Annotated in this window: 22 protein-coding genes; 12 read left to right on the top strand and 10 right to left on the bottom strand. The window is 59.9% G+C overall.

Features of this window, described 5'->3' with window-relative positions:
* Nucleotides 1–24 precede the first annotated feature (24 nt).
* Nucleotides 25–897, bottom strand: coding sequence for an NAD kinase (locus VMV64_RS13290; RefSeq protein ID WP_325331101.1), 873 nt, complete (start codon nt 895–897; stop codon nt 25–27).
* 254 nt (nt 898–1,151) lie between these two features.
* Here VMV64_RS13290 and hrcA point away from each other — a divergent pair, with 254 nt between their 5' ends.
* The 5 genes from hrcA to dnaJ all read left to right on the top strand — a co-directional run bounded on the left by hrcA (nt 1,152) and on the right by dnaJ (nt 7,300).
* A complete protein-coding gene (hrcA, locus tag VMV64_RS13285; RefSeq protein WP_325331099.1) occupies nt 1,152–2,171 on the top strand; it encodes a heat-inducible transcriptional repressor HrcA in 1,020 nt (339 codons plus the stop codon).
* 13 nt (nt 2,172–2,184) lie between these two features.
* Nucleotides 2,185–3,276: a ferrochelatase gene (gene hemH, locus VMV64_RS13280; RefSeq protein WP_325331097.1), complete on the top strand. Its 1,092-nt coding sequence runs from the start codon at nt 2,185–2,187 to the stop codon at nt 3,274–3,276.
* Nucleotides 3,277–3,518: 242 nt separating this feature from the next.
* On the top strand, nt 3,519–4,103 hold the full coding sequence (gene grpE / locus VMV64_RS13275; RefSeq protein WP_325331095.1) for a nucleotide exchange factor GrpE: 585 nt from the start codon (nt 3,519–3,521) through the stop codon (nt 4,101–4,103).
* A gap of 68 nt (nt 4,104–4,171) precedes the next feature.
* On the top strand, nt 4,172–6,088 hold the full coding sequence (dnaK, locus tag VMV64_RS13270; RefSeq protein ID WP_325331093.1) for a molecular chaperone DnaK: 1,917 nt from the start codon (nt 4,172–4,174) through the stop codon (nt 6,086–6,088).
* An 81-nt stretch (nt 6,089–6,169) separates the two neighbouring features.
* Nucleotides 6,170–7,300 carry a molecular chaperone DnaJ gene (gene dnaJ, locus VMV64_RS13265; RefSeq protein ID WP_325331091.1) on the top strand — a complete coding sequence of 377 codons (1,131 nt, stop codon included), beginning with the start codon at nt 6,170–6,172 and terminating at the stop codon, nt 7,298–7,300.
* A 114-nt stretch (nt 7,301–7,414) separates the two neighbouring features.
* Here dnaJ and cysS read toward each other — a convergent pair whose 3' ends face one another.
* The gene (gene cysS / locus VMV64_RS13260) at nt 7,415–8,797 is read right to left on the bottom strand and encodes a cysteine--tRNA ligase (RefSeq protein ID WP_325331089.1); all 1,383 of its coding nucleotides are present in this window, start codon (nt 8,795–8,797) and stop codon (nt 7,415–7,417) included.
* Nucleotides 8,798–8,885: 88 nt separating this feature from the next.
* Nucleotides 8,886–10,562 carry a glutamine--tRNA ligase/YqeY domain fusion protein gene (locus tag VMV64_RS13255; protein ID WP_325331087.1) on the bottom strand — a complete coding sequence of 559 codons (1,677 nt, stop codon included), beginning with the start codon at nt 10,560–10,562 and terminating at the stop codon, nt 8,886–8,888.
* A gap of 104 nt (nt 10,563–10,666) precedes the next feature.
* Here VMV64_RS13255 and VMV64_RS13250 point away from each other — a divergent pair, with 104 nt between their 5' ends.
* The 7 genes from VMV64_RS13250 to VMV64_RS13220 all read left to right on the top strand — a co-directional run bounded on the left by VMV64_RS13250 (nt 10,667) and on the right by VMV64_RS13220 (nt 16,656).
* The gene (locus VMV64_RS13250) at nt 10,667–11,764 is read left to right on the top strand and encodes a tetratricopeptide repeat protein (RefSeq protein WP_325331085.1); all 1,098 of its coding nucleotides are present in this window, start codon (nt 10,667–10,669) and stop codon (nt 11,762–11,764) included.
* A 51-nt stretch (nt 11,765–11,815) separates the two neighbouring features.
* The gene (locus VMV64_RS13245) at nt 11,816–13,057 is read left to right on the top strand and encodes a L,D-transpeptidase family protein (protein WP_325331498.1); all 1,242 of its coding nucleotides are present in this window, start codon (nt 11,816–11,818) and stop codon (nt 13,055–13,057) included.
* Nucleotides 13,054–13,716, top strand: a complete 663-nt coding sequence (locus tag VMV64_RS13240) for a peptidylprolyl isomerase (RefSeq protein WP_325331083.1) — start codon at nt 13,054–13,056, stop codon at nt 13,714–13,716. Before VMV64_RS13245 ends, VMV64_RS13240 begins: the two co-directional genes overlap by 4 nt.
* The gene (locus VMV64_RS13235) at nt 13,709–14,200 is read left to right on the top strand and encodes a peptidylprolyl isomerase (protein WP_325331081.1); all 492 of its coding nucleotides are present in this window, start codon (nt 13,709–13,711) and stop codon (nt 14,198–14,200) included. The genes VMV64_RS13240 and VMV64_RS13235 overlap by 8 nt, the downstream gene beginning before the upstream one ends.
* A 63-nt stretch (nt 14,201–14,263) precedes the next feature.
* Nucleotides 14,264–15,007, top strand: coding sequence for a UDP-2,3-diacylglucosamine diphosphatase (locus VMV64_RS13230; protein ID WP_325331496.1), 744 nt, complete (start codon nt 14,264–14,266; stop codon nt 15,005–15,007).
* Nucleotides 15,004–16,122 (top strand): 3-deoxy-7-phosphoheptulonate synthase, encoded by a 1,119-nt coding sequence (locus VMV64_RS13225; RefSeq protein ID WP_325331079.1) that lies wholly within the window; start codon nt 15,004–15,006, stop codon nt 16,120–16,122. Before VMV64_RS13230 ends, VMV64_RS13225 begins: the two co-directional genes overlap by 4 nt.
* Nucleotides 16,123–16,128: 6 nt before the next feature.
* Complete coding sequence (locus tag VMV64_RS13220; RefSeq protein ID WP_325331077.1) at nt 16,129–16,656, top strand: hypothetical protein; 528 nt, start codon at nt 16,129–16,131, stop codon at nt 16,654–16,656.
* Between the two features lie 704 nt (nt 16,657–17,360).
* Here the strand turns inward: VMV64_RS13220 and VMV64_RS13215 are convergent.
* The 7 genes from VMV64_RS13215 to accD form a co-directional block, all read right to left on the bottom strand.
* Nucleotides 17,361–19,862, bottom strand: coding sequence for an EAL domain-containing protein (locus VMV64_RS13215; RefSeq protein WP_325331075.1), 2,502 nt, complete (start codon nt 19,860–19,862; stop codon nt 17,361–17,363).
* 8 nt (nt 19,863–19,870) lie between these two features.
* Nucleotides 19,871–21,043, bottom strand: coding sequence for an O-succinylhomoserine sulfhydrylase (locus VMV64_RS13210; RefSeq protein ID WP_325331073.1), 1,173 nt, complete (start codon nt 21,041–21,043; stop codon nt 19,871–19,873).
* Nucleotides 21,040–22,560 carry an amidophosphoribosyltransferase gene (purF, locus tag VMV64_RS13205; RefSeq protein ID WP_325331071.1) on the bottom strand — a complete coding sequence of 507 codons (1,521 nt, stop codon included), beginning with the start codon at nt 22,558–22,560 and terminating at the stop codon, nt 21,040–21,042. The genes VMV64_RS13210 and purF overlap by 4 nt, the downstream gene beginning before the upstream one ends.
* Before the next feature lie 250 nt (nt 22,561–22,810).
* Nucleotides 22,811–23,302: a CvpA family protein gene (locus VMV64_RS13200; RefSeq protein ID WP_325331069.1), complete on the bottom strand. Its 492-nt coding sequence runs from the start codon at nt 23,300–23,302 to the stop codon at nt 22,811–22,813.
* A gap of 96 nt (nt 23,303–23,398) precedes the next feature.
* A complete protein-coding gene (locus tag VMV64_RS13195; RefSeq protein ID WP_325331067.1) occupies nt 23,399–24,094 on the bottom strand; it encodes an SPOR domain-containing protein in 696 nt (231 codons plus the stop codon).
* A 148-nt stretch (nt 24,095–24,242) separates the two neighbouring features.
* Nucleotides 24,243–25,559 (bottom strand): bifunctional tetrahydrofolate synthase/dihydrofolate synthase, encoded by a 1,317-nt coding sequence (folC, locus tag VMV64_RS13190; protein WP_325331065.1) that lies wholly within the window; start codon nt 25,557–25,559, stop codon nt 24,243–24,245.
* Nucleotides 25,560–25,605: 46 nt separating this feature from the next.
* Entirely contained in the window at nt 25,606–26,475 is an 870-nt protein-coding gene (gene accD, locus VMV64_RS13185; protein ID WP_325331063.1) for an acetyl-CoA carboxylase, carboxyltransferase subunit beta, read from the bottom strand.
* Nucleotides 26,476–26,485: the final 10 nt, after the last annotated feature.

Raw genomic sequence — 26,485 nt, 5'->3', positions numbered from 1 at the left:
TGGGTAATGGGTGATGGTCGCTCCTCACAGTTTTTCCCCCCAGTGCAGCTTCTCGCGCAGCATGTCGTAGTAGCTGTGGCCGAAGGGGTGGAGCAGGCGCACCATCTGCTTGGATCGGCGCACGATCACCCAGTCGTTTTCCTGCAAATCGAAATGGCGCTGGCCGTCGAAATGCACGCGCGCGTCGTCGGCATGAAGCAGCAGGAGTTCGATGGTGCTTTCGCTGTTCACCGCGATCGGCCGGTTGCTCAGGGTATGCGGGCAGATCGGCACGAGCACCACCGCCTCCAGCGTGGGATGCAGGATCGGCCCGCCGGATGACAACGCATACGCCGTGGAGCCGGTTGGAGTGGAAATGATCATGCCGTCGGAACGCTGGCTGTAAACGAACTGGCCGTCGACGAACACTTCCAGCTCGATCAGGCGCGCCGTCGCACCCTTGCTTACCACCGCGTCGTTGAAGGCGCAGGCTTCGTGGACGTTCTCCCCATGGCGGCGGATGGTGACGGTGAGCAGGAAGCGCGCTTCGCTGAGGTAGTCGCCGGCGAGGATTTCCGCCATGGTTTCCAGCATGGTATCGACCGAAACGTCGGTAAGAAAGCCGAGCCGGCCCTGGTTGATGCCGACCAGCGGCACGCCGAAGGTATACAGGGAACGGGCGATATTCAGCATGGTGCCGTCGCCACCGAGCACCACGGCCAAGTCGGCCTGCTCCCCGATCTCTTCCAGGTTCGCCAGGGGATAGTCGGTCACACCGATGCTTTCGGCCGTCTGACGCTCTAACAGCACGATGTGTTCCCGCTCGACGAGAAACTTGGCCAGACGCAGCAGCGAATCGCCGATCTCCGGGCTATTGTATTTGCCAATCAGGGCAATGGTTTTGAAGAGCTGACTCATGCCGTGAATTAAACCATAATAAAACTTTTGATGGTACTATGACTCGAAGTGCAAAATCCTATAAAAGCAGTTCAGCCACGGATTACCAAAAGTAGGCGCCTCTAGGCGACACGGATGTACACAGATTATCAAAGTTACTCTTCTCATGAAGGGCGTATTCTCGGCCAGGCATTGTTTTATCCGTGTTTATCTGTATTGATCCGTGGCTAAATAGCCGTTTCTTAGGGAAATACATAACGCACAACCCTGAACGTATGATCGACAAACGCGCGCAAATCCTGCTGAAAACCCTGGTGGAACGCTACATCAGCGAAGGCCAGCCCATCGGTTCACGAACCCTGTCGAAGTTCTCCGGCCTGGACCTGAGCCCGGCCACCATCCGGAACATCATGGCCGACCTGGAAGAAATGGGCTACATCATCAGCCCGCACACCTCTGCCGGTCGCATCCCGACTCCGCTCGGCTACCGCTTCTTCGTCGACTCCCTGCTCACCGTGCAGCCGCTGGATGCCATCGAGGTGCATCAACTGGAAAACCAGCTTCATCCCAGCGATCCGCAGAAGCTGATCGCTTCCGCCTCGCAACTGCTTTCCGACCTGACCCAGTTCGCCGGGATCGTGATGGCGCCGAAGCGTCGCAGCATCGCCTTCCGCCATATCGAATTCGTGAATCTTTCCGAAAAGCGAATACTTTTGATACTGGTCACTACCGACGACAATGTGCAGAATCGCATCATCGTCAGTGAAAAATCCTATTCCGCCTCGGAACTGACCCAGGCGGCCAACTTCATCAACCAGCACTACGCCGGCTGCACCCTGGAAGAGGTGCGCAGCAAAATGCAGGTCGAACTGAAACAGTTGCACCACGACATGACCGCGCTCATGGCCGTGGCACTGGAGGCCGGCAGCGAGGCGATGAATGAAGGGGCCGACAGCTACGTACTGTCTGGCGAGCGCAAGCTGCTGCATGTGCAGGATCTGTCTTCCAACATGGCGTCCTTGCGCAGGCTGTTCGATGCATTCGATCAAAAAACCACCCTGCTGCAGCTTCTTGACATCAGCCAGCACGCCCAGGGCGTACAGATATTCATCGGCGGCGAATCCGGCCGCATGCCGCTCGAGGAATGCAGCCTGGTGACCGCACCGTACGAGGTGGATGGCCAAGTCGTCGGCACCGTCGGCGTGATCGGCCCGACCCGGATGGCTTACGAACGCATCATCCCGATCGTGGACGTCACCGCCAAGCTGCTGTCCAGCGCGCTGTCCTACCACTAAGGGCTAGCTAATCGTGTCCTACCGCACCGAACTGGCTTACCGCCACGGCACTGCCGCAAAAACCGGCGTCCTCCTGATCAATCTCGGCACCCCGGATGCGCCCACTGCCGCAGCGGTGAAACCTTATCTCAGGGAATTCCTCAGCGACCCGCGCGTGGTGGAAATTCCCCGCGCGCTGTGGTGGCTGATTCTGAACGGCATCATCCTGAATATCCGACCGAAGAAATCGGCGGAAAAATACGCCCAGATCTGGATGACGGAAGGTTCGCCGCTGCTGGTTCATACCCAGCGCCAGGCCAAGATGCTTAAGGGCTACCTCGGCGAATCGCTGGGCAATGCTGCCCCGGTGGTGGAATTCGCCATGCGCTACGGCAATCCTTCGGTTGCCTCGGCGCTGGAGAAACTCAAGCAGCAGAACTGCGATCGCATCCTGATTCTCCCGCTCTACCCGCAGTATGCTGCCAGCTCCACGGCTACGGCCATGGACGCGGTGTTCGACGCCCTGCGCAAGATGCGCAAGATGCCGGAAATCCGCACCGTCCAGAGCTTTCACGACCACCCCGGCTACATCGCGGCGTTGGCGCAAAGCGTGCGCGACGACTGGATGCGGAATGGTCGCCCCGACAAGCTCGTCATGAGTTTTCACGGGGTACCGCGCTACACCCTGGACAAAGGCGACCCCTACCACTGCGAGTGCCAGAAAACCGGTCGGCTGCTGGCAGAGGCGCTGGAGATGAAACAGGATCAATACCGGATCAGCTTCCAGTCGCGCTTCGGCCGTGCCGAATGGATCAAGCCCTACACCACGGCGACCCTGGAAGAACTCGGCAAGCAGGGCGTAAAGCGGGTGGACGTCATCTGCCCTGGCTTCGTCGGCGACTGCCTCGAAACCCTGGAGGAAATTGCGCTGGAAGGCAAAGCCTCCTTCCTCGGCGCCGGAGGCAAGGAGTTCCATTATATTCCCTGCCTGAATGAACGCGACGACTGGATTCTCGCCCTGAGTCATATCGTCTCCGCAAACCTGCAAGGCTGGATAGCGACGGAAGAGAAAGAAGCCTGCGCCGCTTCTCGCAACTGCGCGCTGGCGATGGGTGCAAAAGACTAAAAGCCTTCATTTCAAGATCAAGCCGCCCCAATCAAATCATCCGGCGTCTATAATCAGTGCAGATGGCGGGATCGGCACGATGCAACAGATCGACCTGGCCGTTTAGTTCCCCCTCATCCCTTCCCTGCATTCCACGCAACTGCGGCCTCGACGAGACCGTGGCGCGACATTTTTGATCGCCCTGCTCTTGAAAAAAATGCCCCTACCCCCATTAAGGGTTGCATTGTCATCAGGAGGACGTCATGCAACCCAAAGATCAAAAAAACAAAGTCGAGCAGGAAGAGTTTCTCGAAAAGCTGGATGAAGCTTCGGCCGTGAGCGAAGCCTTCCAGGCGGGTGTCGAAGGCGAAGCGACCGAAGTCATGCCCAGCCTGGAAGAAATGCTCAAGCAGGCCGAACTTGCCTCCCAGGAACACCACGATGCCTGGCTGCGCGCCAAGGCCGATGCGGACAACATCCGCAAGCGCACCCAGGTGGAAATCGCCAACGCCCACAAATTTGCCGTCGAGGGTTTCTCGTCCGAGCTGCTGGCCGTCAAGGACAGCCTGGAAGCCGCCATCAAGGTGGAAACCGCCGATCTGGCCAGCATGAAGAGCGGTGTCGAGCTGACCCTCAGGCAACTGGTGTCGGTATTCGAGAAATTCAATCTGAGTGAAATCGACCCGATGGGCGAAAAATTCGATCCCCACAAGCACCAGGCCATCAGCATGGTGGACGCCGACGCCGCTCCCAATACGGTAGTCGGCGTCCTGCAAAAAGGTTATCTGCTGCACGACCGGGTGCTGCGCCCGGCGCTGGTGATGGTGGCCAAGGCCAAAGAGTCTTGAAATAGCCGCCAGCAACCCCATCTGGGAAACAAGGTTAATTCTTAATCATTCGTTACAAAGGAAGAAACATGGGAAAAATCATTGGTATTGACTTGGGCACCACCAACTCGTGCGTGGCCGTAATGGAAAACGGTCAGCCCAAGGTCATCGAGAACTCCGAAGGCGCACGCACCACGCCTTCCATCGTCGCTTACGCGGAAGACGGCGAGATCCTGTGCGGTGCGCCGGCCAAGCGCCAGGCCGTCACCAACCCGAAAAATACCCTGTATGCAGTGAAGCGCCTGATCGGCCGCCGTTTCGAGGAAAAGGAAGTGCAAAAGGACATCAACTTGATGCCCTACAAGATCCTCAAGGCCGACAACGGTGACGCCTGGGTCGAAGCACGCGACAAGAAAATGGCACCGCCGCAGGTTTCCGCCGAAGTGCTGCGCAAGATGAAAAAGACCGCCGAAGACTACCTCGGCGAGGAAGTCACCGAAGCCGTGATCACCGTGCCGGCGTACTTCAACGACAGCCAGCGCCAAGCCACCAAGGACGCCGGCCGCATCGCCGGTCTGGAAGTCAAGCGCATCATCAACGAGCCGACCGCGGCCGCGCTCGCCTTCGGCATGGACAAGAAGGAAGGCGACCGCAAGATCGCGGTGTTCGACCTCGGCGGCGGCACCTTTGACATTTCCATCATCGAAATTGCCGAGATCGAGGGCGAGCACCAGTTCGAGGTGCTCTCGACCAACGGCGACACCTTCCTCGGCGGCGAAGACTTCGACCAGCGCCTGATGGACTACCTGGTGGACGAATTCAAGAAAGAAAACGGCATCGACCTGAAGAACGACGTGCTCGCCCTGCAGCGCCTGAAAGACGCCGCGGAGAAGGCCAAGATCGAGCTGTCCTCTTCGCAGCAGACCGAGGTCAACCTGCCCTACATCACTGCCGATGCGGCCGGCCCGAAACACCTGGCCGTGAAAGTCACGCGCTCCAAGTTCGAGTCTCTGGTCGAGGAACTGATCGAGCGCACCATCGAGCCCTGCCGCATGGCCATCAAGGATGCCGGCGTGAAGCTCGACGACATCGCCGACGTGATCCTGGTCGGCGGCCAGAGCCGCATGCCCAAGGTGCAGGAGAAGGTGAAGGAGATTTTCGGCAAGGAGCCGCGCAAGGACGTCAACCCGGACGAAGCCGTCGCCATCGGCGCAGCGATCCAGGGCGGCGTGCTGCAGGGCGAAGTGAAGGACGTGCTGCTGCTCGACGTAACGCCCCTGTCCCTGGGCATCGAGACCATGGGCGGCGTGATGACCAAGCTGATCCAGAAGAACACCACCATCCCGACCAAGGCGAGCCAGGTGTTCTCCACCGCCGAGGATAACCAGAACGCGGTGACCATCCACGTTCTGCAGGGCGAGCGCGACGTGGCCTCCGGCAATAAGAGCCTGGGCCAGTTCAATCTCTCCGACATCCCGCCGGCATCGCGCGGCATGCCGCAGATCGAGGTCACCTTCGACATCGACGCCAATGGCATCCTGCACGTTTCCGCCAAGGACAAGGCCACCGGCAAGGAGAACAAGATCAAGATCCAGGCCAGCTCCGGCCTGTCCGAAGAGGAAATCCGCCGCATGGAGCAGGACGCGGCCGCCCACGCCGAAGACGACCGCAAGACGCTGGAGCTGGTCAACGCCCGCAACCAGTGCGACGCGATGGTGCACTCGGTGAAGAAATCCCTGACCGACTACGGCGACAAGATCACGGCCGATGAAAAAGCCGCGATCGAGGCCGCGCTGAAAGAAGCCGAGGAAGCGCTCAAGGGCAACGACAAGGACACCATCGAAGCCAAGACCAAGGCGCTGGGAGAAGCTTCCCACAAACTGGCTGAGAAGATGTACGCCGGGCAGGCCCAACCAGAAGCGGGCGGGCCAGAAGCCGACAAGATAGAGGCTGACGACAACGTGGTGGACGCCGAGTTCGAAGAAGTCAAAACCGAGAAGAAATAAGACCTAACCGCAGAGGCGCAGAGACGCGGAGAATTCCCCCGATCCTCTGCGCCTCTGCGTCTCTGCGGTAAAGAAAGCATTATGTCCAAACGCGACTACTACGAAATTCTCGGCGTCAACAAGGACGCCAACGACGACGAGATCAAGAAGGCCTACCGCAAGCTCGCGATGAAATTCCATCCGGATCGCAACCCGGATAATCCGAAAGCGGAGGAGCATTTCAAGGAAGCCAAGGAGGCTTACGAGATGCTGTCGGATGCGAGCAAGCGTTCCGCCTACGACCAGTACGGCCATGCCGGTGTCGATCAGCAGGCCGGCATGGGCGGCGCGGGAGGATTCGGCGGCGGTTTCGCCGATGCTTTCGGCGACATCTTCGGCGACATCTTCGGCGGTGCCGGCGGTGGCCGTGGAGGGCGATCCAATGTCTACCGTGGCGCCGACCTGCGCTACAACCTGGAAATCTCGCTGGAAGAAGCGGCACGCGGCACCGAAACCAAGATTCGCATCCCCACCATGGCAGAGTGCGACACCTGCCACGGCAGCGGCGCCAAGGCCGGCTCCAAGCCGGAAACCTGCCCCACTTGCGCCGGCCACGGCCAGGTGCGGATGCAACAGGGATTCTTCTCGATCCAGCAGGCCTGCCCGAAATGCCACGGCAGCGGCAAGGTGATCGCGCACCCCTGCCCGACCTGTCAAGGCAGCGGGCGCGTCAAGCAGTACAAAACCCTGGCGGTGAAAATCCCTTCAGGCGTCGACGAAGGCGACCGCATCCGCCTCTCTGGCGAAGGCGAAGCCGGTGTCAACGGCGGTCCGCCGGGCGACCTGTACGTGGTCATCCAGATCAAGCCCCACTCGGTTTTCCAGCGCGATCACAATGACCTGCACTGCGAAATGCCGATCAGCTTCACCACGGCAGCGCTGGGCGGAGAAATCGAGATCCCGACGCTGGACGGCCACGCCAAAATCAAGATCCCGGCGGAAACCCAGTCCGGCAAGGTGTTCCGCCTGCGCGGCAAAGGCATCAAAGGGGTGCGCAGCAACGCTCACGGCGACCTGATGTGCCACATGGTGGTGGAAACACCGGTTAGTCTGACCGAACGCCAGAAAGAACTGCTGCGCGAACTGGAGACTCTCAACGAGCAGGACGGCGCCCGGCACAACCCGCGCACCAAATCATGGATGGACAAAATGAAGCAGTTCTTCGGGCAGTAGCCCTTGCACTGACTCAAAGCAGAAAGCCAAGGGGCAGGAATAATCTTCCTGCCCCTTGGCTTTTGTAGTTCATCGCAGCTGGATGATGGGTAATCGCTACGCTCAACCCATCGGCTAGGCCCGCCGCCAGACCGTGCCCTGCGGCGTATCCTCCAGAACGATGCCCGCATCCATCAATTCCTTGCGGATGCGATCGGCGGCGGCATAATCCTTGGCTTTTTTCGCGTCATTCCGTTCCGCGATGCGCTGCTCGATTTGTTCCGGCGCAAAGGCCGACTCCCCCGCGCCGCCCTGCAAAAATTCACTCGGGTCGCGCTGCAATAATCCCAGCACTCCGCCCAACGCCCTGAGCAGACCGGCAAGTTGCTTATCGTGGGTCTTGTTGGCCTCATTGGCCAGGTCGAACAACACTGCAGCCGCCTCGGCCGTATTGAAGTCGTCCTCCATCGCCGCCTTGAAGGCAGCGGCATAGGGGTCGTGCCAATCCAGGTGATGGGTAATGGGTAATGGGTGATGAGAAACGTTTTTCAGGGCGGTGTAGAGCCGGGTCAACGCCCCCTTGGCATCGTCCAGGTGCTGGTCGGAGTAATTCAGCGGGCTGCGGTAATGGGCGCGCAGGATGAAGAAGCGCACCACCTCGGCATCGTAGCGCTCCAGCACTTCGCGGATGGTGAAGAAGTTGCCGAGCGATTTCGACATCTTTTCGTTGTCCACCCGCACGAAGCCGTTATGGATCCAGTAGTTGACGTGCTGGTGGCCGTGCGTGCCCTCGGACTGGGCGATCTCGTTCTCGTGGTGGGGGAACTGCAAGTCCGCGCCGCCGCCGTGGATGTCGAAATGCTCGCCGAGCAGGGCATCGCTCATCACCGAGCACTCGATGTGCCAGCCGGGGCGACCCTGCCCCCAAGGCGAATCCCACTGCGGCTCGCCGGGCTTGGCCGACTTCCAGAGAACGAAGTCGAGCGGGTCGTCCTTGCCCACGGCGACATCCACCCGCTCGCCGGCGCGCAGATCGTCCAGCGATTTGCCGGAAAGCTTGCCGTAGCCGGGGAACTTGTGCACCGAGTAGCACACGTCGCCGCTCTTCGCCACATACGCCAAGCCGTTGTCCATCAGGGCCTGGATCATGGCGATCATGCCCGGCACGTACTGGGTGGCGCGCGGCTCGTAGGCGGGCTTTTCCACGCCGAGTTTCGCCGCATCCTCGTCCATCGCCGCGATGAAGCGGCCGGTCAGGGCGTCGATAGTCTCGTGGTTCTCGGCCGCGCGCTTGATGATCTTATCGTCGATGTCGGTGATGTTGCGCACGTAGGTAACATCGAAACCATCGGCCCTAAGCCAGCGCTGGATCATGTCGAATACCACCAGCACGCGGGCATGGCCGAGGTGGCAATAGTCGTACACCGTCATGCCGCAGACGTACATGCGGACTTTGCCGGGTTCGATGGGGATGAAGTCCTGCTTGGAGCGGGAAAGGGAATTGTAAATTTTCAGCATCGTAAAATCCTTCAACCGCAAAGGCGCGAAGGCGCAAAGGTTTCCAATATCTGGTTTTCTTTGCGTCTTCGCGCCTTTGCGGTAAAAATCAGCCCTGCTCCTTGGTCCAAGAATCCTTCAGCGTCACCGTGCGGTTGAACACCAGCTTGCCGCCAGGCTGGTGGTCGCGGCGGTCGGCGCAGAAGTAGCCGAGGCGCTCGAACTGGTAGCGGGTTTCGGGCGCAGCATCGCGCACGGCGGCCTCGACCCAGCCCTGCACCACGGTAAGCGATTCGGAATTGATGAATTCTCGGAAGTCGCGCGCCTTGTCGCTATCCGGCTCGGCCACGGTAAACAGGCGGTCGTACAGCCGGATTTCCGCCGGCAGGGCATGCTCGGCGGAAAGCCAGTGGATCACGCCCTTGACCTTGCGCCCCTGCGGGTTCTTGCCGAGGGTATCCGGGTCGATCGAGCAGCGCAGCTCGGTCACCTTGCCGGCAGCATCCTTGATCGCTTCGTCGCACTTGATGACATAGCTGTAGCGTAACCGTACTTCACCGCCCGGCACCAGACGCTGCCAGCCCGCTGGCGGGGTTTCGGTGAAATCGTCGGCCTCGATCCAGATTTCTTTCGAAAACGGCACGACCCTGTTGCCGAATTCGGGGTGGTTGGGATGGAAGCCCGCTTCGCGCGACTGCGTTTCGCCCTCGACGAAGTTGGTGATCACCACCTTCAGCGGCTTGATCACCGCCATCACGCGCGGCACGCGCACTTCCATGTCCTCGCGGATACAGCCTTCGAGCACACTCATGTCGACCACGTTGTCGCTCTTGGAGATGCCGATGCGCCGCGCGAACTCGCGGATGCCCTCAGGCGTGTAGCCGCGCCGGCGCATGCCGGTGATGGTGGGCATGCGCGGATCGTCCCAGCCCGAAACCAGCTTTTCCGTCACCAGCTGGTTCAGCTTGCGCTTGCTGGTCAGGGTGTACTGCAGCTCCAGGCGGGAGAACTCGATCTGCTGCGGATGGCACGGCACCGGCAACTGGTCCAGCACCCAGTCGTAGAGCGGGCGGTGGTCCTCGAACTCGAGCGTGCACAGGGAATGGGTGATGTTCTCCAGCGCGTCGGAAATGCAGTGGGTGTAATCGTACATCGGGTAGATACACCACTTGTCGCCGGTGCGGATGTGATGGGCGCGGCGGATGCGGTAGATCGCCGGGTCGCGCAGGTTGATGTTGGGCGAGGCCATGTCGATCTTGGCACGCAGCACCTTGCTGCCGTCGGGAAATTCTCCGCCGCGCATCCTGGCGAACAGGTCGAGATTTTCCGCTGCCGGGCGATCGCGGTACGGGCTGTTCTTGCCCGGCGCCGTGAGCGTGCCGCGATATTCGCGCATTTCATCGGGGCTGAGGTCATCCACATAAGCCTTGCCCTGCCTGATCAGCTCGACCGCGTAATCGTAAAGCGCCTCGAAATAGTCCGACGCCCAGCGCACCTCGCCATCCCATTGGAAGCCCAGCCAGCGCACGTCGTCCTGGATCGACCTGGCGTATTCCTCGCTTTCCTTCTCCGGGTTGGTGTCGTCGAAGCGCAGGTTGCACTTGCCCTGGTAGTCCAGCGCCAGACCGAAATTCAGACAGATCGACTTGGCATGGCCAACGTGGAGGTAACCGTTGGGCTCGGGCGGAAAGCGGGTGACGATGCTCTTGTGCTTTCCGCTGGCAAGATCGGCCTCGATGATGTTGCGTATGAAATGGGGAACGGGGACGTTATCGCTGCTGCTCATAAACTTGGGTCATTCTGAAAAGATTCGAAGCAAAGGGTTTGGTGAAAAGGGCGGTTCTTGTTAGAATTCAGCCTGTTTGCAATATAGCGAAAAGTATACTACCAATGAGCCGTTTCCGCATTGCCACGATCTTAGCCTCCCTGTCCTGCACCTTGTTCTTCACCTTCGGACAGCCTGCACGCGCCGATGAGCTGCAAGACATCAACAAGCTCTACAAACAGGGGCAGAATGACAAGGCTCTGGAACGTCTCGAAAGCTACCTCACCAGCCGCCCCAAGGACGCCCATGGACCGAAAATCGCCCAGGGCCAGTTCCTCAAGGGGCTGATCCTGGCAGAGCAGGGAAAGAATGCGGAAGCGATCCAGATATTCACCCGGCTTACCGAGGAATACCCCGAACTACCCGAACCCTACAACAACCTGGCGGTACTCTATGCCTCCCAGGGTCAGTACGAGAAATCCCGCCAGGCTCTTGAAATGGCGATCAGCACCCACCCCAGCTATGCCACAGCGCACGAGAATCTGGGCGACATCTACGCCAAGATGGCAAGCCAGGCCTATGACAAGGCGCTGCAACTGGACAAGGGCAATGTCACTGCGCAAACCAAACTTGCGCTGATAAAAGATCTCTTTTCCGCTCCCGGGAAAATGAATCGTGCGCCAGTAAAATCAGAAGCGCCCAAGGTTGTTGCGCTTGCACCGGCAACTTCAGTTCCCGCAATCGCGCCAGCGAAACCTGAGCCGCCCAAGCCCGCCCCGGCAGCTGTCGTCACACCCGCTCCGGCGCCAGCCAAACCGGAAGCAGCCAAGCCCGCACTCGAAGCCAAGCCGGCTCCCGCCCCTGCGGAGATCAAAGCCGATGCCGAAGCAGCCGTACTGAAAACTCTCAACGACTGGGCCAAGGCCTGGTCGAGCAAGAACGTCTCCGGCTACCTCAGCCATTATGCCAAGGACTTCAAGGTTCCCCGCGGCGAAAATCGCGCCGCCTGGGAGAAGAACCGCAAGGAACGCATCGGCAAGCCTAAATCCATCCACGTCGCCATCGAATCGCCGCACGTTACTTTTAGCGATGCCAGTCACGCCAGCGTCACTTTCAAGCAAGCCTACAAGTCCGATGCCCTCTCGACCTCTACCCAGAAAACGGTTGTCTTGGTCAAGATTGGAGACAAGTGGCTGATCCAGCAAGAGCGGATTGGCCGGTAACCGTTCTTGAACGCCTTCACGAGTCAAAGAGGAGTTTTCTATTTGTACGGCATGACCAGGCCAACTCCGGGCCGACTCTTCGCGGCCCTCTCCCTGCTGTGCGCCTTTCTGGCCTCCCTGCTGGCGCCATCGGCAATGGCGATGGGCAGCAAACCTGCCGCACAGAAACGCGAAGCATCGCAAGACCAGAGCCCAAGCGACCTCGAGTCGATGCTGGTCAAGAGTCTGCTCGAAGTCCGACAGAACCATCTGGATATCGCCATGAAGGATATCGAGGCCCTGCTCAAAATCTACCCTAATTTCAAGCTGGCCCACCTGATCCGGGGCGACCTGTTGATGGCGCGGGCGCATCCGCTCAGCTCCATCGGCAGCGCTGCTGGTGCCTCCCAGCAACAAATCTCCGATCTGCGCGAGGAAGCCCGCGCCCGTCTGCTGCGTCACTTGGAGCAGATGCCGGTCAATCGTGTGCCCAAATACCTGGTCCAGTTCCAGCCGGAACAACATCACGCGATCGTGGTGGACACCAGCAAATCCCGGCTTTACCTGTTCCAGAACGACAACGGTACGCCACGCTATGTGGCCGACTACTACATCAGCAGCGGCAAGGCCGGCGCCGAAAAAAACAAGGAAGGCGACCAGAAAACACCTCTGGGCGTGTACTTTGTCACCGCCAGCCTGCCCAAAACCCAGATTTCCGATTTTTACGGTACCGGCGCCTTTCCCATCAGCTATCCTAATGAATGGGACCGTCAACAGGGCAAGAACGGCCACGGCATCTGGCTCCATGGCGTGCCCAGCGACACCTACAGCCGCCCGCCGCGCGCCAGCAACGGCTGCGTGGTGCTGGCCAACCCCGACATGGATAAAATCGGGAAGAACCTGCAGGTGGGTCTGACCCCGGTAGTAATCGGCGACAAGGTGGACTGGGTCGACCCCAAGGAACTCGCCGCCCAGCGCAGCGAACTCAGCCAGCGCGTAGAAAACTGGCGGCGCGACTGGGAAAGCGTCAATACGGACAAATATCTGCAGCACTATTCCAGGAACTTCCGTGCCCCCGGCCAGAATTACCAATCCTGGGAAGAACAGAAGCGCCAGGTCAATGCCAGCAAAACCTGGGTCAAGATCAAGCTGTCGAATATCAGCATCTTCGGCTACCCGGGCAATGAAAACCTGATGGTGATAACATTCAACCAGGATTACAGCAGCAACAATCTGAAAAACCAGATGAAGAAGCGCCAGTACTGGAAGCTCGACCGCAACGAATGGAAAATAATCTACGAGGGGGCCGCATGAAATTCCGTCTGACCATGATAATCGTTGGCTTGCTCATCAGCACCGGCGCGCTCGCCACTAATCCGCACGTCAAAATGCGTACCAACCTGGGCGAGATCGTGCTCGAGTTGTATCCCGACAAGGCGCCAAAAACCGTCGCCAACTTCCTGAAATATGTCGGCAACGGCCATTACAATGGCACCCTGTTCCACCGTACCATACAGAAATTCGTCATCCAGGGCGGCGGCTTCACCCCGGATTTCCAGTACAAACCGACCCTCGACCCGGTTCCCAACGAAGCCACCAACGGCCTCAGGAACGAGCCCGGCACGCTCGCCATGGCGCGTGCCTATGACCCGGACTCTGCCACCGCACAGTTCTTCATCAACCTCGATGACAACAAGTTTCTCAACCACCACCGCCCTCAACCCGATTACTACGGCTATTGCGTCTTCGGCAAAGTGATCAAAGGCATGGATATCGCGAAAAAGATCGGCGCCCTGCCCACGGCGGCCGGCGGTCCGTTTACTGCCGACGTTCCGGTTGAGCCGGTGGTCATCGAGGAAATGGTGCTGGCTACAGAATCCGCAACGGACAACTCCGGGGTCGCGGAAGCGGCCAAGCCGGTAAAATCCCGCAAGAAAACCCCAAAGAGCAAAAAGGAAAAGACCCATGGTTAAGCTTCACACCAATTTCGGCGACATCACCCTCGAACTGGATGCAGAAAAAGCCCCAAAGACTGTTGCCAACTTCCTGAAGTACGCAGAAAAAGGCTTTTACGACGGCACGATATTCCATCGCGTCATTGATGGCTTCATGATTCAGGGCGGCGGTTTCATGTCTGGCCTGATCCAGAAGGAAACCATGGAAGAGATCGAGAACGAAGCCGCCAACGGCCTGAAGAACGAAACCTACACTATCGCCATGGCTCGCACCCCCAACCCCCATTCGGCCTCCAGCCAGTTTTTCATCAATACGGCCAACAACAGCTTCCTCAACTACACTGCATCAACCCCGCAAGGCTTCGGCTATTGCGTGTTCGGCAAGGTCACCGCAGGCAAGGAAGTCGTGGACCGTATCGGCAAGGTCAAGACCGGCAGCCAGTCCGGCTACCAGGATGTGCCTCTTGAAGATGTAGTGATCGAGAGCGTCGAAATTTGCTGATGAGTCATGGGTAATGAGCAACGGGCCACTCCCCATCACTCATCCCTCATCCCTCATCCCCCCATGACCCACAGCCTGTTCGTCGCCGACCTCCACCTTAGCCCGGAACGCCCGCAGACCACGCGAGTATTTGAAGATTTCGCACGCCGCACCGCATCCCGGGCCGAGGCGCTTTACATCCTCGGCGACCTGTTCGAGTTCTGGCCAGGCGACGACGACTTGGCCGACCCCCATCACGCCGCGGTCGCAAACACTCTGGCGGAATTAAGCCGGAGCGGCACGGCGGTTTTCATCATGCACGGCAACCGCGATTTCCTCATGGCCGAGGGCTTCGCGCGCGCCGCCCACGCCCGCCTGATCCCCGACCCCACCCTGATCGACCTTTACGGCACACCGTCCCTGCTGATGCATGGCGACACCCTTTGTACCGGCGACACGGCTTATCTCGCCTTCCGTGCCAAGGTCAGGCAACCAGCATGGCAAATGAAGTTTCTCGCCCGACCTCTGGCGGAGCGCAAGGCCGAGATCGAGGCACTGCGCCAGCGTAGCGCAACCGACAAACAGCTGAAATCAATCGTGGAGATGGATGTCCATCCAGACGCGGTCGCCGCCGCCCTGCGCGAACACGGCTACCCCCGTTTGATCCACGGCCACACACACCGCCCTGCCCGTCACCTGCACCGGGTCGATGGCCGCGACTGCGAGCGCTGGGTACTGGATAGCTGGTATGATCATGGCAGCTATCTGCGCTGCGATGCGGCGGGATGCGAACCCATTCAAATTCGAGATTTGGAGTACCCATCATGATCCTGATTCTCTCCCCCGACACCCAGCCAGACAGCCCCGAATACAACCAGTTGCTCGGCCATCTGGCGCAGTTGCCCAAGATCAAGACCCGCATCCACCAGGAAAAAGGCGCCCAGCTGACCTTGACGGAAATTTACCTGATCGGCGATACCGCCTCGCTCGCGCTGGAAAACATGGAAAGCCTGCCCGGCGTCGAGCGTGTGGTGCGCATTTCCGAGGAATACCGCATACTGGGACGGCACAAGGACGACCATCGCCCCACCCACTTCGAGTACAACGGCGTGCGCTTCGGTCAGGACAACCTCAACGTCTTCGCCGGCCTGTGCGCGGTGGACACGCCCGAACACGTCGAGATGATGATGAAAGCGCTACGCGATCACGGTCAGGTCTGCACCCGGATGGGCGCCTATAAGCCGCGCACCAGCCCCTACGCCTTCCAAGGCCACGGCAAGTCCTGCCTGCCCTGGGTGTTCGAGCTGGCGGGCAAATACGGCATCAAGGTGATTGCCATGGAAGTCACTCATGAATCCCATGTCGACGAGATCCGTGAAGCGCTGAAGCAGACCGGCAGCCCCACCGGGGTCATGCTGCAGATCGGCACCCGCAACACCCAGAACTTCGAGCTGCTGAAAATTGTCGGCCGCCAACGCGAATTCCCGGTGCTGCTCAAACGCGGCTTCGGCATCACCCTGGACGAATCCTTGAATGCCGCCGAATACCTGGCCTCGGAAGGCAACCGCAACGTGGTGTTCGGACTCCGGGGCATGAAAACCAACATGGGCGACCCGCACCGCAATCTGGTCGATTTCGCCCATGTACCCGTGGTCCGGCGTCTCACCCGGATGCCGGTATGCGTCGACCCGTCCCACTCGGTCGGTACACGCAACCGCGCCCCGGATGGCCTCCTGGAAATCTTCCACGCCACTCTGCAAGGCGTGATCGCCGGCGCCAACATGATCCTGGTGGATTTCCACCCGGCGCCCGCCAAGGCGCTGGTGGATGGCCCGCAAGCACTGCTGATGGAGGAGCTGCCGCTGTTTCTGGAGTGCGTAAGGAATGCGCGCGAGGCCTATGAGAAGAATGTCAGGCTGATGGGTGAAGCGAAACGCAGCTAATGCCCCGTGTCGAACACATCTGATCTCTCTGACGATCCACTTCTTAAAGCTCTAGCGCAAAGCGATGAGCTGATCAGGTCGAAACGTGCCGAGCGAATTCGTTGGCTCTCTGGGTGCAGAACAGATGTCGGCGTGATTCTCGGACCTATAGAAACAATGGCGCTTCTTAGCGAGGCGGGGGAATGCTTTATCAATGGCCATTTCATCGCCACTATCTTGCTGGCGGTGGCATTCATTGAACACACGCTCACAGACGAGTTGTCGGCAAAAGGTGCTGCTGCGCCCTTTGCATCGGCAATTAAGGCCGCACGAGAACAACAGTTGTTTCCCGAGGCCATCTTGGAGTGGACAGACAAGCTACGATTGAGAAGAAACCCGTTTTGTCACCGCAAGCCGGAGGGGCATAAACACAGCTTCGGCGCCCGATTCCTAACTCGCCGAGAACACCCTCAGAAGATTCTTGAAGAAGATGCAAAGGAGGCATTGTCACTTATGTACGCGTTCTTTCAACTCACAGTTAAAATCGGCGTCTAATATTTCAGCGATCGTAGAATGGGTTAGGCGCTAGCCGTAACCCGCCGAATAACCTTGCCGAAAGCCAGCCCCACATGTTTTTGTGTGCGCTTCGCGCAGTTTATTTGATGCCGGGGGCTGCCCGGCAGCAGGTTACTTTATTTTGCTTGCCCAAAATATAAGTAACCAAACAAAAGGGCACCCCGCCGCACCGGCCCTTCGGGCTTCCCTCGGTTTTCCGGGCAAATCGGGTGGCTGCGTAAAACTCGGCCTTTGGCCTCAGACAAACGCAGCCGACGGCCCCCGATTTCCCCGGAAAACCGAGGCGGTGCAGAGGGGGACGGGGTGGTGGTGCATAGTGGGTCGATTCTCTCCACTTTCGCCCCTCTCTCCAGCTCTCTCCCCACCGGGGAGATGGTGATAAGCGGTTCCTTCCCCTTCAAGGGGAAGGCCAGGATGGGGATGGGGTGCTTGGTTTAACTTCCCCTTGATTCGCCGCCGAGTAGCGCAGACAAGCCGGGGGATTTCGGCGAGGACTGTCTGAGCGCATAGCGCGAGTTCCGCAGCCGCCCGGTTTGGCGAGCAACGCAGGGAACCCCGCAGGGGCGGTGGATGGGTGTCGCCTTCTTTGGGTTACCTTTCTTGGCGAAGCAAGAAAGGCAACCAGCCGCCGGGCTGCCCCCGGCAATCAAATCAACCGCGCGCAGCGCACAAAACCCCGACACCTAACCGAAGGGTAGCTTGCTCCGCAGCAGATCGGCAAAAGCATCGGCCGGCAGCGGGTGGCTGAAATAGTAGCCCTGTACTTCGTCGCGATCATGCTCGCGCAAAAAGCCTACCTGCTCCTTGGTTTCGACGCCTTCCGTCACCACCTTCATTTTCAGGCTGCGCGCCATGGTGGTGATCGCCGCCGCAATCGCTGCGTCCTGCGAATCCAGCAGCACATCCTGGACGAATGACCGGTCGATCTTCAGCGTATCGATAGGGAAACGTTTCAAATAGCTGAGCGAGGAATGGCCGGTGCCGAAATCGTCCATGGAAATCGACACGCCCATCGCTTTCAGCTCATTCAGCCTGGCGATGGTTTCCTCGGCATGTTCCATGGCGATGCTTTCGGTGATTTCGAGTTCGAGGTAGCGCGGCTCCAGCCCGCTGCCGGCCAATGCCTGGCTCACCATGTTGACCAGGTTGGGCTGCTTGAACTGGCGTGCGGACAGGTTTACCGCCACGTGCAAGCACGGCATGCCGGCATCCTGCCAGGCCTTGTTCTGAAAGCAGGCGGCGCGCAGCGCCCATTCGCCTATGGGAACGATCAGGCCGGTTTCTTCGGCAATGGGGATGAAGCGGGACGGCGAAACCAGCCCGAAATCCGGATGCTGCCAGCGCAGCAGCGCCTCCATGCCGGTGATGGTGCGGGTTCGGAGGTCCACCTGCGGCTGGTAGTAGAGCATGAACTCGTTGCGCTCCAGCGCGTGACGCAGGCTGTTCTCCATGGTCAGCCGCTCGAGGGCGCGGGTGTTCATATCCGCTGTGTAAAATTGGTAGTTGTTGCGGCCTTGTTCCTTGGCGCGGTACATGGCCGTATCGGCGTGCTTGATCAGGATATCGGCGCTGTCGCCGTCGTCGGGATAAACGCTGATGCCGATACTGGTGGTAACGAACATCTCCTGACGCTCCAGCATCACCGGCCGTTCCAGGGAGTTGATCAGCTTCTGCGCCACCCCGGCCACGTCCTGAACGCTGGACACCCCCTCCAGAATGATCACGAACTCGTCGCCGCCCAACCGCGCCACGGTATCGTCCTCGCGCACACATTCGGAGAGACGCTTCGCCACGCTTTTCAGCAACTGGTCGCCGACCATATGGCCGAGGGTGTCGTTGATATTCTTGAAGCGATCGAGGTCGAGAAACATCACCGCCACCCTCTGTTCATGGCGGTGTGCATGGGCGAGAGCATGGCTGAGCCGCTCCATCAGCAGCATGCGGTTGGGCAGGTTGGTCAGGGCGTCATGGTGGGCGAGGTGGCGAACGTGGTCTTCCGAGGCCTTGCGCTCGGTAATGTCGGAGAAAATCGCGACGTAGTTGGTGACCTGCCCTTCCTTGTTTTTCACCGTGCTGATCGAGAGCCATTCGGGGTAAACCTCGCCATTTTTCCTGCGATTCCAGATTTCACCCTGCCAGCAACCGTTCTTCGCCAATTCCAACCGCATTTTCCGGTAATACTCCGGATCGTGCTGGCCCGAACTCAGAATATCCGGCTTCTTTCCCAGCACTTCGTGCAGTTCATAGCCAGTGATCTTGGTAAAGGCGGGGTTGATGGATTCGATCGCCGAGTGGGCGTCGGTCATCATGATGCCTTCGAAGGTGGTTTCGAAGACCTTTTCCGCCAGGCGCAAGTGCCGGTTAGAGAAATTCAGGAGCTCTTCACGCTCTTTCAGCATGTCCTGCAACTCACGCACATAGGCGTGCTCGATACTCGCCAGGATGTCGGAATAGGCGATGACGCCGAAAAGGTCGCCGCTCTTGCTGGTCACGCCGAGATGGCGAATGCGATTTTCGGAGAAGATATTGCGCGCATGGTACAGACTGCTATTTTCAGGCACCGTGATCAGCGGCTTGCTCGCAACTTCCCAGACATCGGCGTGGGGCTGGCGATCGCTGATGAAACGGAGTACGTCCCGTTCGGTGAGGATGCCCAGGGCGCCGTCTTTCCCCTCCACCACCAGGGCATCCAGCCGCAACTCGTGCATCCTGCGCGCGGCATCCCTCAGTGACAGCGTGCCGGGAATCATCAAGGGAGCCGATTTGACGATGGTTTTGACTTCGCGCAACAGGACAAAGTACTCGATGCCCTGATTCCGTATTACGTCGGTCTGGGTGATCACCCCAACAGGGCGGCTCGAATCGTCCACCACCAGGAAGTGCCGCAACCCTTCCTCACGGAAGCGCACCGCAGCCTCACCCAGAGAGCACTGGTGATGCAAGGTCTTGACCGGCGCATTCATCACCTCTGCAATCGGTCTCTCGAAAGCAACCGGATCGGAAAAATCCATCGCCAGCGCATCGCGCTCGGTCCAGATTCCGACTGCCTTGCCTCCATCCATCACCAGGATCGAGCTGCAGCGCGCCTCATTCATGCGCCGCGCCGCCTCGGAAACGGATACGTCCGGTGGGCAAGCCAGGATTTTAGGCTGGACGATACGCCCAATCGGCAGTTCGGAGGACATGAGCTTGATTATCTCAGGCCGCGCGCGAGATCGGCCTGGATGTCGGATACGGCTTCCAGCCCGACCCCTACCCGCAGCAGGCCGTCGCCTATCCCCGCTGCAGCGCGCTGCTCCGGCGTGATGCGGCAGTGGGTAGTAGTGGCGGGATGGGTCAGGGTGGTTTTGGTGTCGCCCAGGTTGGCGGTGATCGAGATCATGCGGGTGGCATCCACCACGCGCCAGGCGGCGTCCTTGCCGCCCTTGACCTCGAACGCAACGATGCCGCCGCCGGTCTTCTGCTGCTGCTTCGCCAGCGCGTACTGCGGGTGCGAAGGCAGGCCGGGGTAGTAAACCCGCTCCACTTGCGGCTGCTGTTCCAGCCACAAGGCCAGTTCGAGCGCGCTGCGGGAATGGGCTTCCATCCGAAGTGACAGTGTTTCCAGCCCCTTCAGGAAGATCCAGGCGTTGAAAGCGCTCATGGTCGGCCCGGCGGTGCGCAAAAAGGTGAACACCGGGTCGATGACTTCCTTGCGGCCCAGCACCGCGCCGCCCAGCACCCGGCCTTGGCCGTCCAGGTATTTGGTGGCGGAGTGTATGACGAGGTCGGCACCCAAGTCGAGCGGCCGCTGCAGGATCGGGGTGCAGAAGCAGTTGTCGACCGCCAGCAAGGCCCCGGCCTGTTTGGCAACCTGGCTCAGGGCGGCGATGTCGCAAATCTCGGTGAGCGGGTTGGAGGGCGTTTCGGCGAACAGCAGCTTGGTGTTGGGCTGCACCGCCGCGCGCCAGGCCGCCACGTCGGTCTGGGAAACAAAGGTGGTTTCGATGCCGAAGCGTTTCATGATGTTGCCGAACAGCTGCACGGTGGCGCCGAACAGGCTGCGCGATGAGACGATGTGGTCGCCGGCGGAGAGCAGACCCATCACGGTGGCCAGGATCGCGGACATGCCGGAAGAAGTGGCGACGCAGCTTTCCGCCCCTTCCAGCACTGCCAGGCGTTCCTGGAAAGCGGTAACGGTGGGATTGGTGAAGCGCGCGTAGATGTTGCCCGGCGTCTGGCCGGAAAAGCGCGCCGCCGCTTCGGCCGCGTTTTTGAACACGAAGCTGGAGGTCAGGTAGAGCGCCTCGGAATGCTCGTTGAACTGGCTGCGCTCGATGCCGGCGCGCACCGCCAGGGTTTCCAGTTGGTAGTCTGGTTCGTTCATTCTGCCCTCGCCAGGTTAAGGTCCAGCTGCTTGCTCGATGAGGAATCGCTCGATGGACGCGGAGTGTTGCGGGCATGCTCGATCTTGGCCAGATACTCCGGGGTGATGTCGCCGGTGATGTAGCGGCCGTCGAAGCACGAGGTGTCGAAACTGGTGATCGCCGGGTTGACCATCCGCACGGCGCGCTCCAGCGCATCGAGATCCTGGTAGATCAGCGCGTCGGCGCCGATCTCGCGGGCGATCTCTTCATCGTTGCGGCCGGTGGCGAGCAATTCCTGGAGCGTCGGCATGTCGATGCCGTAGACGTTGGGGTAGCGCACCGGTGGCGCGGCCGAGGCGAAGAATACCTGGGTGGCGCCGGCTTCCCGCGCCATTTGCACGATTTGCTGGCTGGTCGTGCCGCGCACGATGGAATCGTCGACCAGCAGCACGTTCTTGCCCTGGAATTCGATGCCGATTGCGTTGAGCTTCTGGCGCACCGACTTCTTGCGCATCGCCTGGCCCGGCATGATGAAAGTGCGGCCGATATAACGGTTCTTGATGAAGCCCTCGCGGTACGGCACGCCCAGCGCGTTCGCCAGTTGCAGGGCGCTGGGGCGGCTGGTGTCGGGGATCGGGATCACCACGTCGATTTTCAGGTGGCCGAAGTTGGTACGGATTTTCTCGGCCAGGCTCTCGCCCATACGCAACCGGCTTTCGTACACCGATACGCCGTCGATCACCGAATCCGGCCGCGCCAGGTAAACGTATTCGAAAATGCAGGGATTGAGGGAAGCCTTGGCAGCGCACTGTCGGCTGTGGAACTGGCCATCCACATCGACCAGGATCGCCTCGCCCGGCGCCACGTCACGCAGCAGCTTGAAGCCCAGCACATCGAGCGCGACGGATTCCGATGCCACCAGATATTCGCGCCCCAGTTCGGCATCGCAATAGCCAATCACCAGCGGGCGGATGCCGTAGGGGTCGCGGAAAGCGATCAGGCCGTATCCGGCAATCATCGCCACCACCGCATAGGCGCCGCGGCAGCGCCGATGCACCCCTGCCACCGCGGCAAAGATGGCAGCGGGATCGAGCCGGTGATTGGAAACGTTTTCCTGCAGCTCGTGCGCCAGCACGTTGAGCAGAACCTCGGAATCGGAGCTGGTGTTGACGTGGCGCAGATCCTGGCGGAACAGATCTTCCTGCAACTGCTCGGTGTTGGTGAGATTGCCGTTGTGGCCGAGGACAATGCCGAACGGCGAATTAACGTAGAACGGCTGCGCCTCGGCGGAGGAAGAAGCGCTCCCCGCCGTGGGATAGCGCACATGGGCGATCCCCATGTTACCCAGCAGATTGCGCATGTCGCGGGTGCGGAACACGTCTCGCACCAGGCCGTTGGCCTTGTGCATGTGGAAGGTGTTCCCCTCGCCGGTGACTATCCCCGCCGCATCCTGACCACGGTGCTGCAGGACTTGCAGGCCGTCATAGAGCAACTGGTTGACCGGGCTTTTCGCCACTATTCCTAAAATTCCGCACATGGTTCGATTATCCTAGAAACGGCAGTTGGACGGGGTGGAGTGTGCGGTTTTTGGGGTGCAGGGCAAGGCACAACGACGCGGAATGGTCGTTCCATTCCAAGGAGTTGCAACGCCGCAATGCGCCCCAAAAACCGTGCAATCCGCCTCGTAGCGGCGCTCACCAAAAAGGCGAACGTCAAAAAACGGAAAAAGCACTTCGTGTTCCATTGATTAAATCTCCATAAAGAGCGGTCAACTGCCGTTTCTAGGATCATTCGTAACTGATTCGTTTAGACAAGCCTTCAGGCAGCCACGGCTTCACATCCGCCGCGATCGCTTCCAACGGCGCACTGAACATGGCATTGCGCCAGAACCCCTGGCGCGGCAGACTGGTCATCCCCGCCAACAGCACCAGCGTAAGAACGATCAGCGCCCCCCGCAACAAACCGAACAGCGCGCCCAGACCTTTGTCGTAGACGCCCAGTTTCAGGGTTTTTACCAGTTCCGCCAGAGCAATCGTCACCAGGCTCATCAGCAACAGCGCGCCGAGAAACAGCAGAACAAAAGCGGCGAAAAAGCGCACCGACTCGGTCGGAATCGCCTCCGGCAGCAAGGGGGCGATTTCCACCGTATAGGCATTGGCTACCCAGAATGCCGCCACCCACGCCAGCAGGTTGAGCGCTTCGCGCACCAGCCCGCGCAACACGCCGAGCAGGATGGAGATGCCGACAACCGCCAGCACCGTGTAATCAAAAACCATCATCTTGTAGTTCGGGGATGGGTAATGGGGGATGGGTAATGGGCAAAACCCATACCGCGCCGCTTTTGACTTTTCTCATCCCTCATCACCCTTAACCCATCACTTTTTTTCCGCAACCACGCCGTCCTGGATGCCCGCCGCCTTCAGTTTCGCCTGCACCCGCTCGGCTTCCTGGCGGGTGGCGTAAGGACCGGCGCGCACGCGCAGTTTGTCGCCGCTCGGCGTTTTCACCGTTTCCGTATAAAACTTGACCTTCAGCACCGCCAGCTTGGACTGGCGCTCTTTGGCGTTGGCCACGTTGGCGAATGCGCCCAGCTGAATCACGAATGGTACGCCTTCCTGCTTGGAGATAGCTGCAGCGGATTTCTCGTCCTTGTGTTTCGGCTGGGAAGCGGGTTCCTTGACCGCCGGGGCCGGCTCGGCGGAAGCTGCTGCAGCAGGCGCTTTGACGGGTTCTTCAGCCTTGGCTGGCGGGACCGGAGGCGCAACTTGCGGGGTTTGCGTTTCGGCCGGGATCTGCGCCTGCATGGCCTTCTCTGCTTGCGGATGAGGCGAAGCGGGAGCTGACTTCGGTTGCGCGGGGGCGGGCACGGCCCTGGAAGCAAAGTTCCCGCTCGAACCCGGTTCTGGAATGTTGATGGCGATATCCTGGCCGGACTGTCTGGACTCGCCGTCCAGCACCATAGGCAGGACGACCACCATCACCGTAACCAGGGTAACCGCCCCGATCAGGCGCCGTCTTGCCCGCCGCCTGAGTTGGACTTCTTCGTCGCTCATCGCATGCTGATTCGCCATAAACCCGTCATCCCCCAGCCATAGCAGCCTGTCGGACTTAAAGGAAATCGGCTGCAAAATGACCTGGCCGGTGCATATTTCCCCGCTTTCCTGCGCCAATATGAATAACTATTGGCTTGAAAATCGTGAAAATCTACCCTCGACCAGCTCATTTTTCGCATTGATTCTTTAAGTCCGACAGGCTGCTAGCCAATATCATCGCTTCCGCGACGGTGTAAAAAGAACCAAAGACGAGAATTTTATCATCTTCGGCCGCCTTGGCACAGGCATGGCGATAAGCTTCCGCCACCGACGGAAACGCCTCGGCATGTTTCACCAAGCCCTCCTGTTCCAGTACGCGCAGCAGCTCCTCGGCGCTCGCGCCGCGCGGTTGGCCGATCCCGGCTACCAGCCACAGGTCCACTTGTTCCTTCATCGCCCGCACGACGCCGGCGATATCCTTGTCGCGCAACATGGAAAAAACAGCAAAGGTCTTCCCCGTCGGCGGCATGGCACGAAGATTTTCGGCCAGTGCCTTAGCCGCATGGGGATTATGCGCCACATCGAAAATCCGCTGCGGTCGCCCCGGCAGCACCTGAAAACGGCCAGGAACTACCGCCTCCAGCAAGCCGCGTCGAATGTCGTCGTGAGCCACCGGCAGCCGCGATCTGAGCTGCTCCAGCGCGGCCAGGCAGGCCGAGGCATTGCCCAGTTGATAGGCGCCGCGCAAGGCGGGATAAGGCAGCATCAGGCGCAACCCGTCCCTGCTCGTAAAACGCCACTGGTTCGGCTCCAGGCCGTCATACCCGAAATCGGGACCGATCCGGCGCAGGTCCGCACCAATTTTCTCGGCATGGGCCAATACGCTGTACGGCACGTCAAACTCGCCACAAACAGCCGGCTTGCCGGCACGGAAAATTCCGGCCTTTTCATAACCGATCGCCAAGCGACTGTCACCGAGATAATCCATGTGGTCAAAGTCCACGCTGGTCAGCACCGCGCAGTCAGTATCGAAAGCATTAACCGCGTCCAGCCTGCCTCCCAGACCCACTTCGAGTATCACCGCATCCAGTCCGGCGCGGGCAAACAGCCATACTGCGGCCAGAGTACCGAACTCGAAATAGGTCAGCGAACCCTCTCCGCGTGCCTGCTCGACTGCGGCAAATGCTTCACACAAGGCTTCATCGCTCGCCTCTTCGCCATTAATCCGCACCCGCTCGTTGTAGCGCAACAGGTGCGGCGAAGTGTACAGGCCAACGCGGTACCCCGCAGCCAGCAAGACCGCCTCCAGCATGGCGCAGGTCGAGCCTTTGCCGTTGGTGCCGGCGACGGTGATGATGGGGAATGAGGGGTTAAGGTCGAGACGATGCCTGACCTCGGCCACCCGATCGAGGCTGAGATCGATGGTTTTGGGGTGCAGGCTTTCGAGGTGGCGCAGCCAGTTGGGTAGGTCGGGCACGCCGTGCCCGACGTTATTTGAGGTCATGCCGATTGCCATCATGTTGGGCTCGGGGAGCCCAACCTACGAAATATCAAGCCGCCGCCGGCGGCAGCCGCATCATCATGGTGATCAGGTTGGCCAACCGGTCGCGCAGTTCGCGCCGGTCCACGATCATGTCAACCGCACCATGCTCAAGCAGGAATTCGGAGCGCTGGAAGCCTTCCGGCAATGTTTCGCGCACCGTCTGCTCGATCACGCGCGGGCCGGCGAAACCGATCAGGGCATTGGGTTCGGCAATGATGGTATCGCCGAGCATGGCAAAGCTGGCGGAAACACCGCCCATGGTGGGATCCGTCAGCACCGAGATGAACGGCAGCTTGGCTTTGGCAAGCTGGGTCAGCGCAGCGCTGGTCTTGGCCATCTGCATCAGCGAGGTCAGACCTTCCTGCATGCGCGCACCGCCACTGGCGGCAAAGCACACGAACGGCAGATTCTGTTCGACGCAGACCTGAACGCCGCGCACGAAGCGTTCGCCCACCACCGACCCCATCGAGCCGCCCATGAACTTGAATTCGAACGCCGCCACCACCAGGGGCAAGGTTTTAACACTGCCCTGCATCACCACCAGCGCATCGGATTCGCAGGTATCGCGCTGCGCTTCAGTCAGGCGGTCGGTGTAGCGCTTGCTGTCCTTGAACTTGAGAAAATCCACCGGCTGCAGTTCCGCGCCGATTTCGAAACGGCCTTCCGGGTCGAGCAGCAAATCGAGCCGAGTCCGTGCCGACAGGCGGTTGTGATAGCTGCACTTTGGGCACACCTCCATGTTTTTTTCGAGGTCGGCGCGGTACAGCACTGCCTCGCAGGAAGGGCATTTGCTCCACAAGCCCTCGGGCATGCTTTTCTTGGTGCCCTCTACCTTGCGCTTGATCTTGGGGGGTAATAGTTTCTGGAACCAGCTCATTTTCTATTCC

The sequence above is a fragment of the Sulfuricella sp. genome, from assembly GCF_035531155.1.
GTDB lineage: Bacteria > Pseudomonadota > Gammaproteobacteria > Burkholderiales > Sulfuricellaceae > Sulfuricella.
The sequence above is the reverse complement of the archived record's forward strand: the minus strand, read 5'-3'. Positions and strand labels throughout refer to the sequence as shown.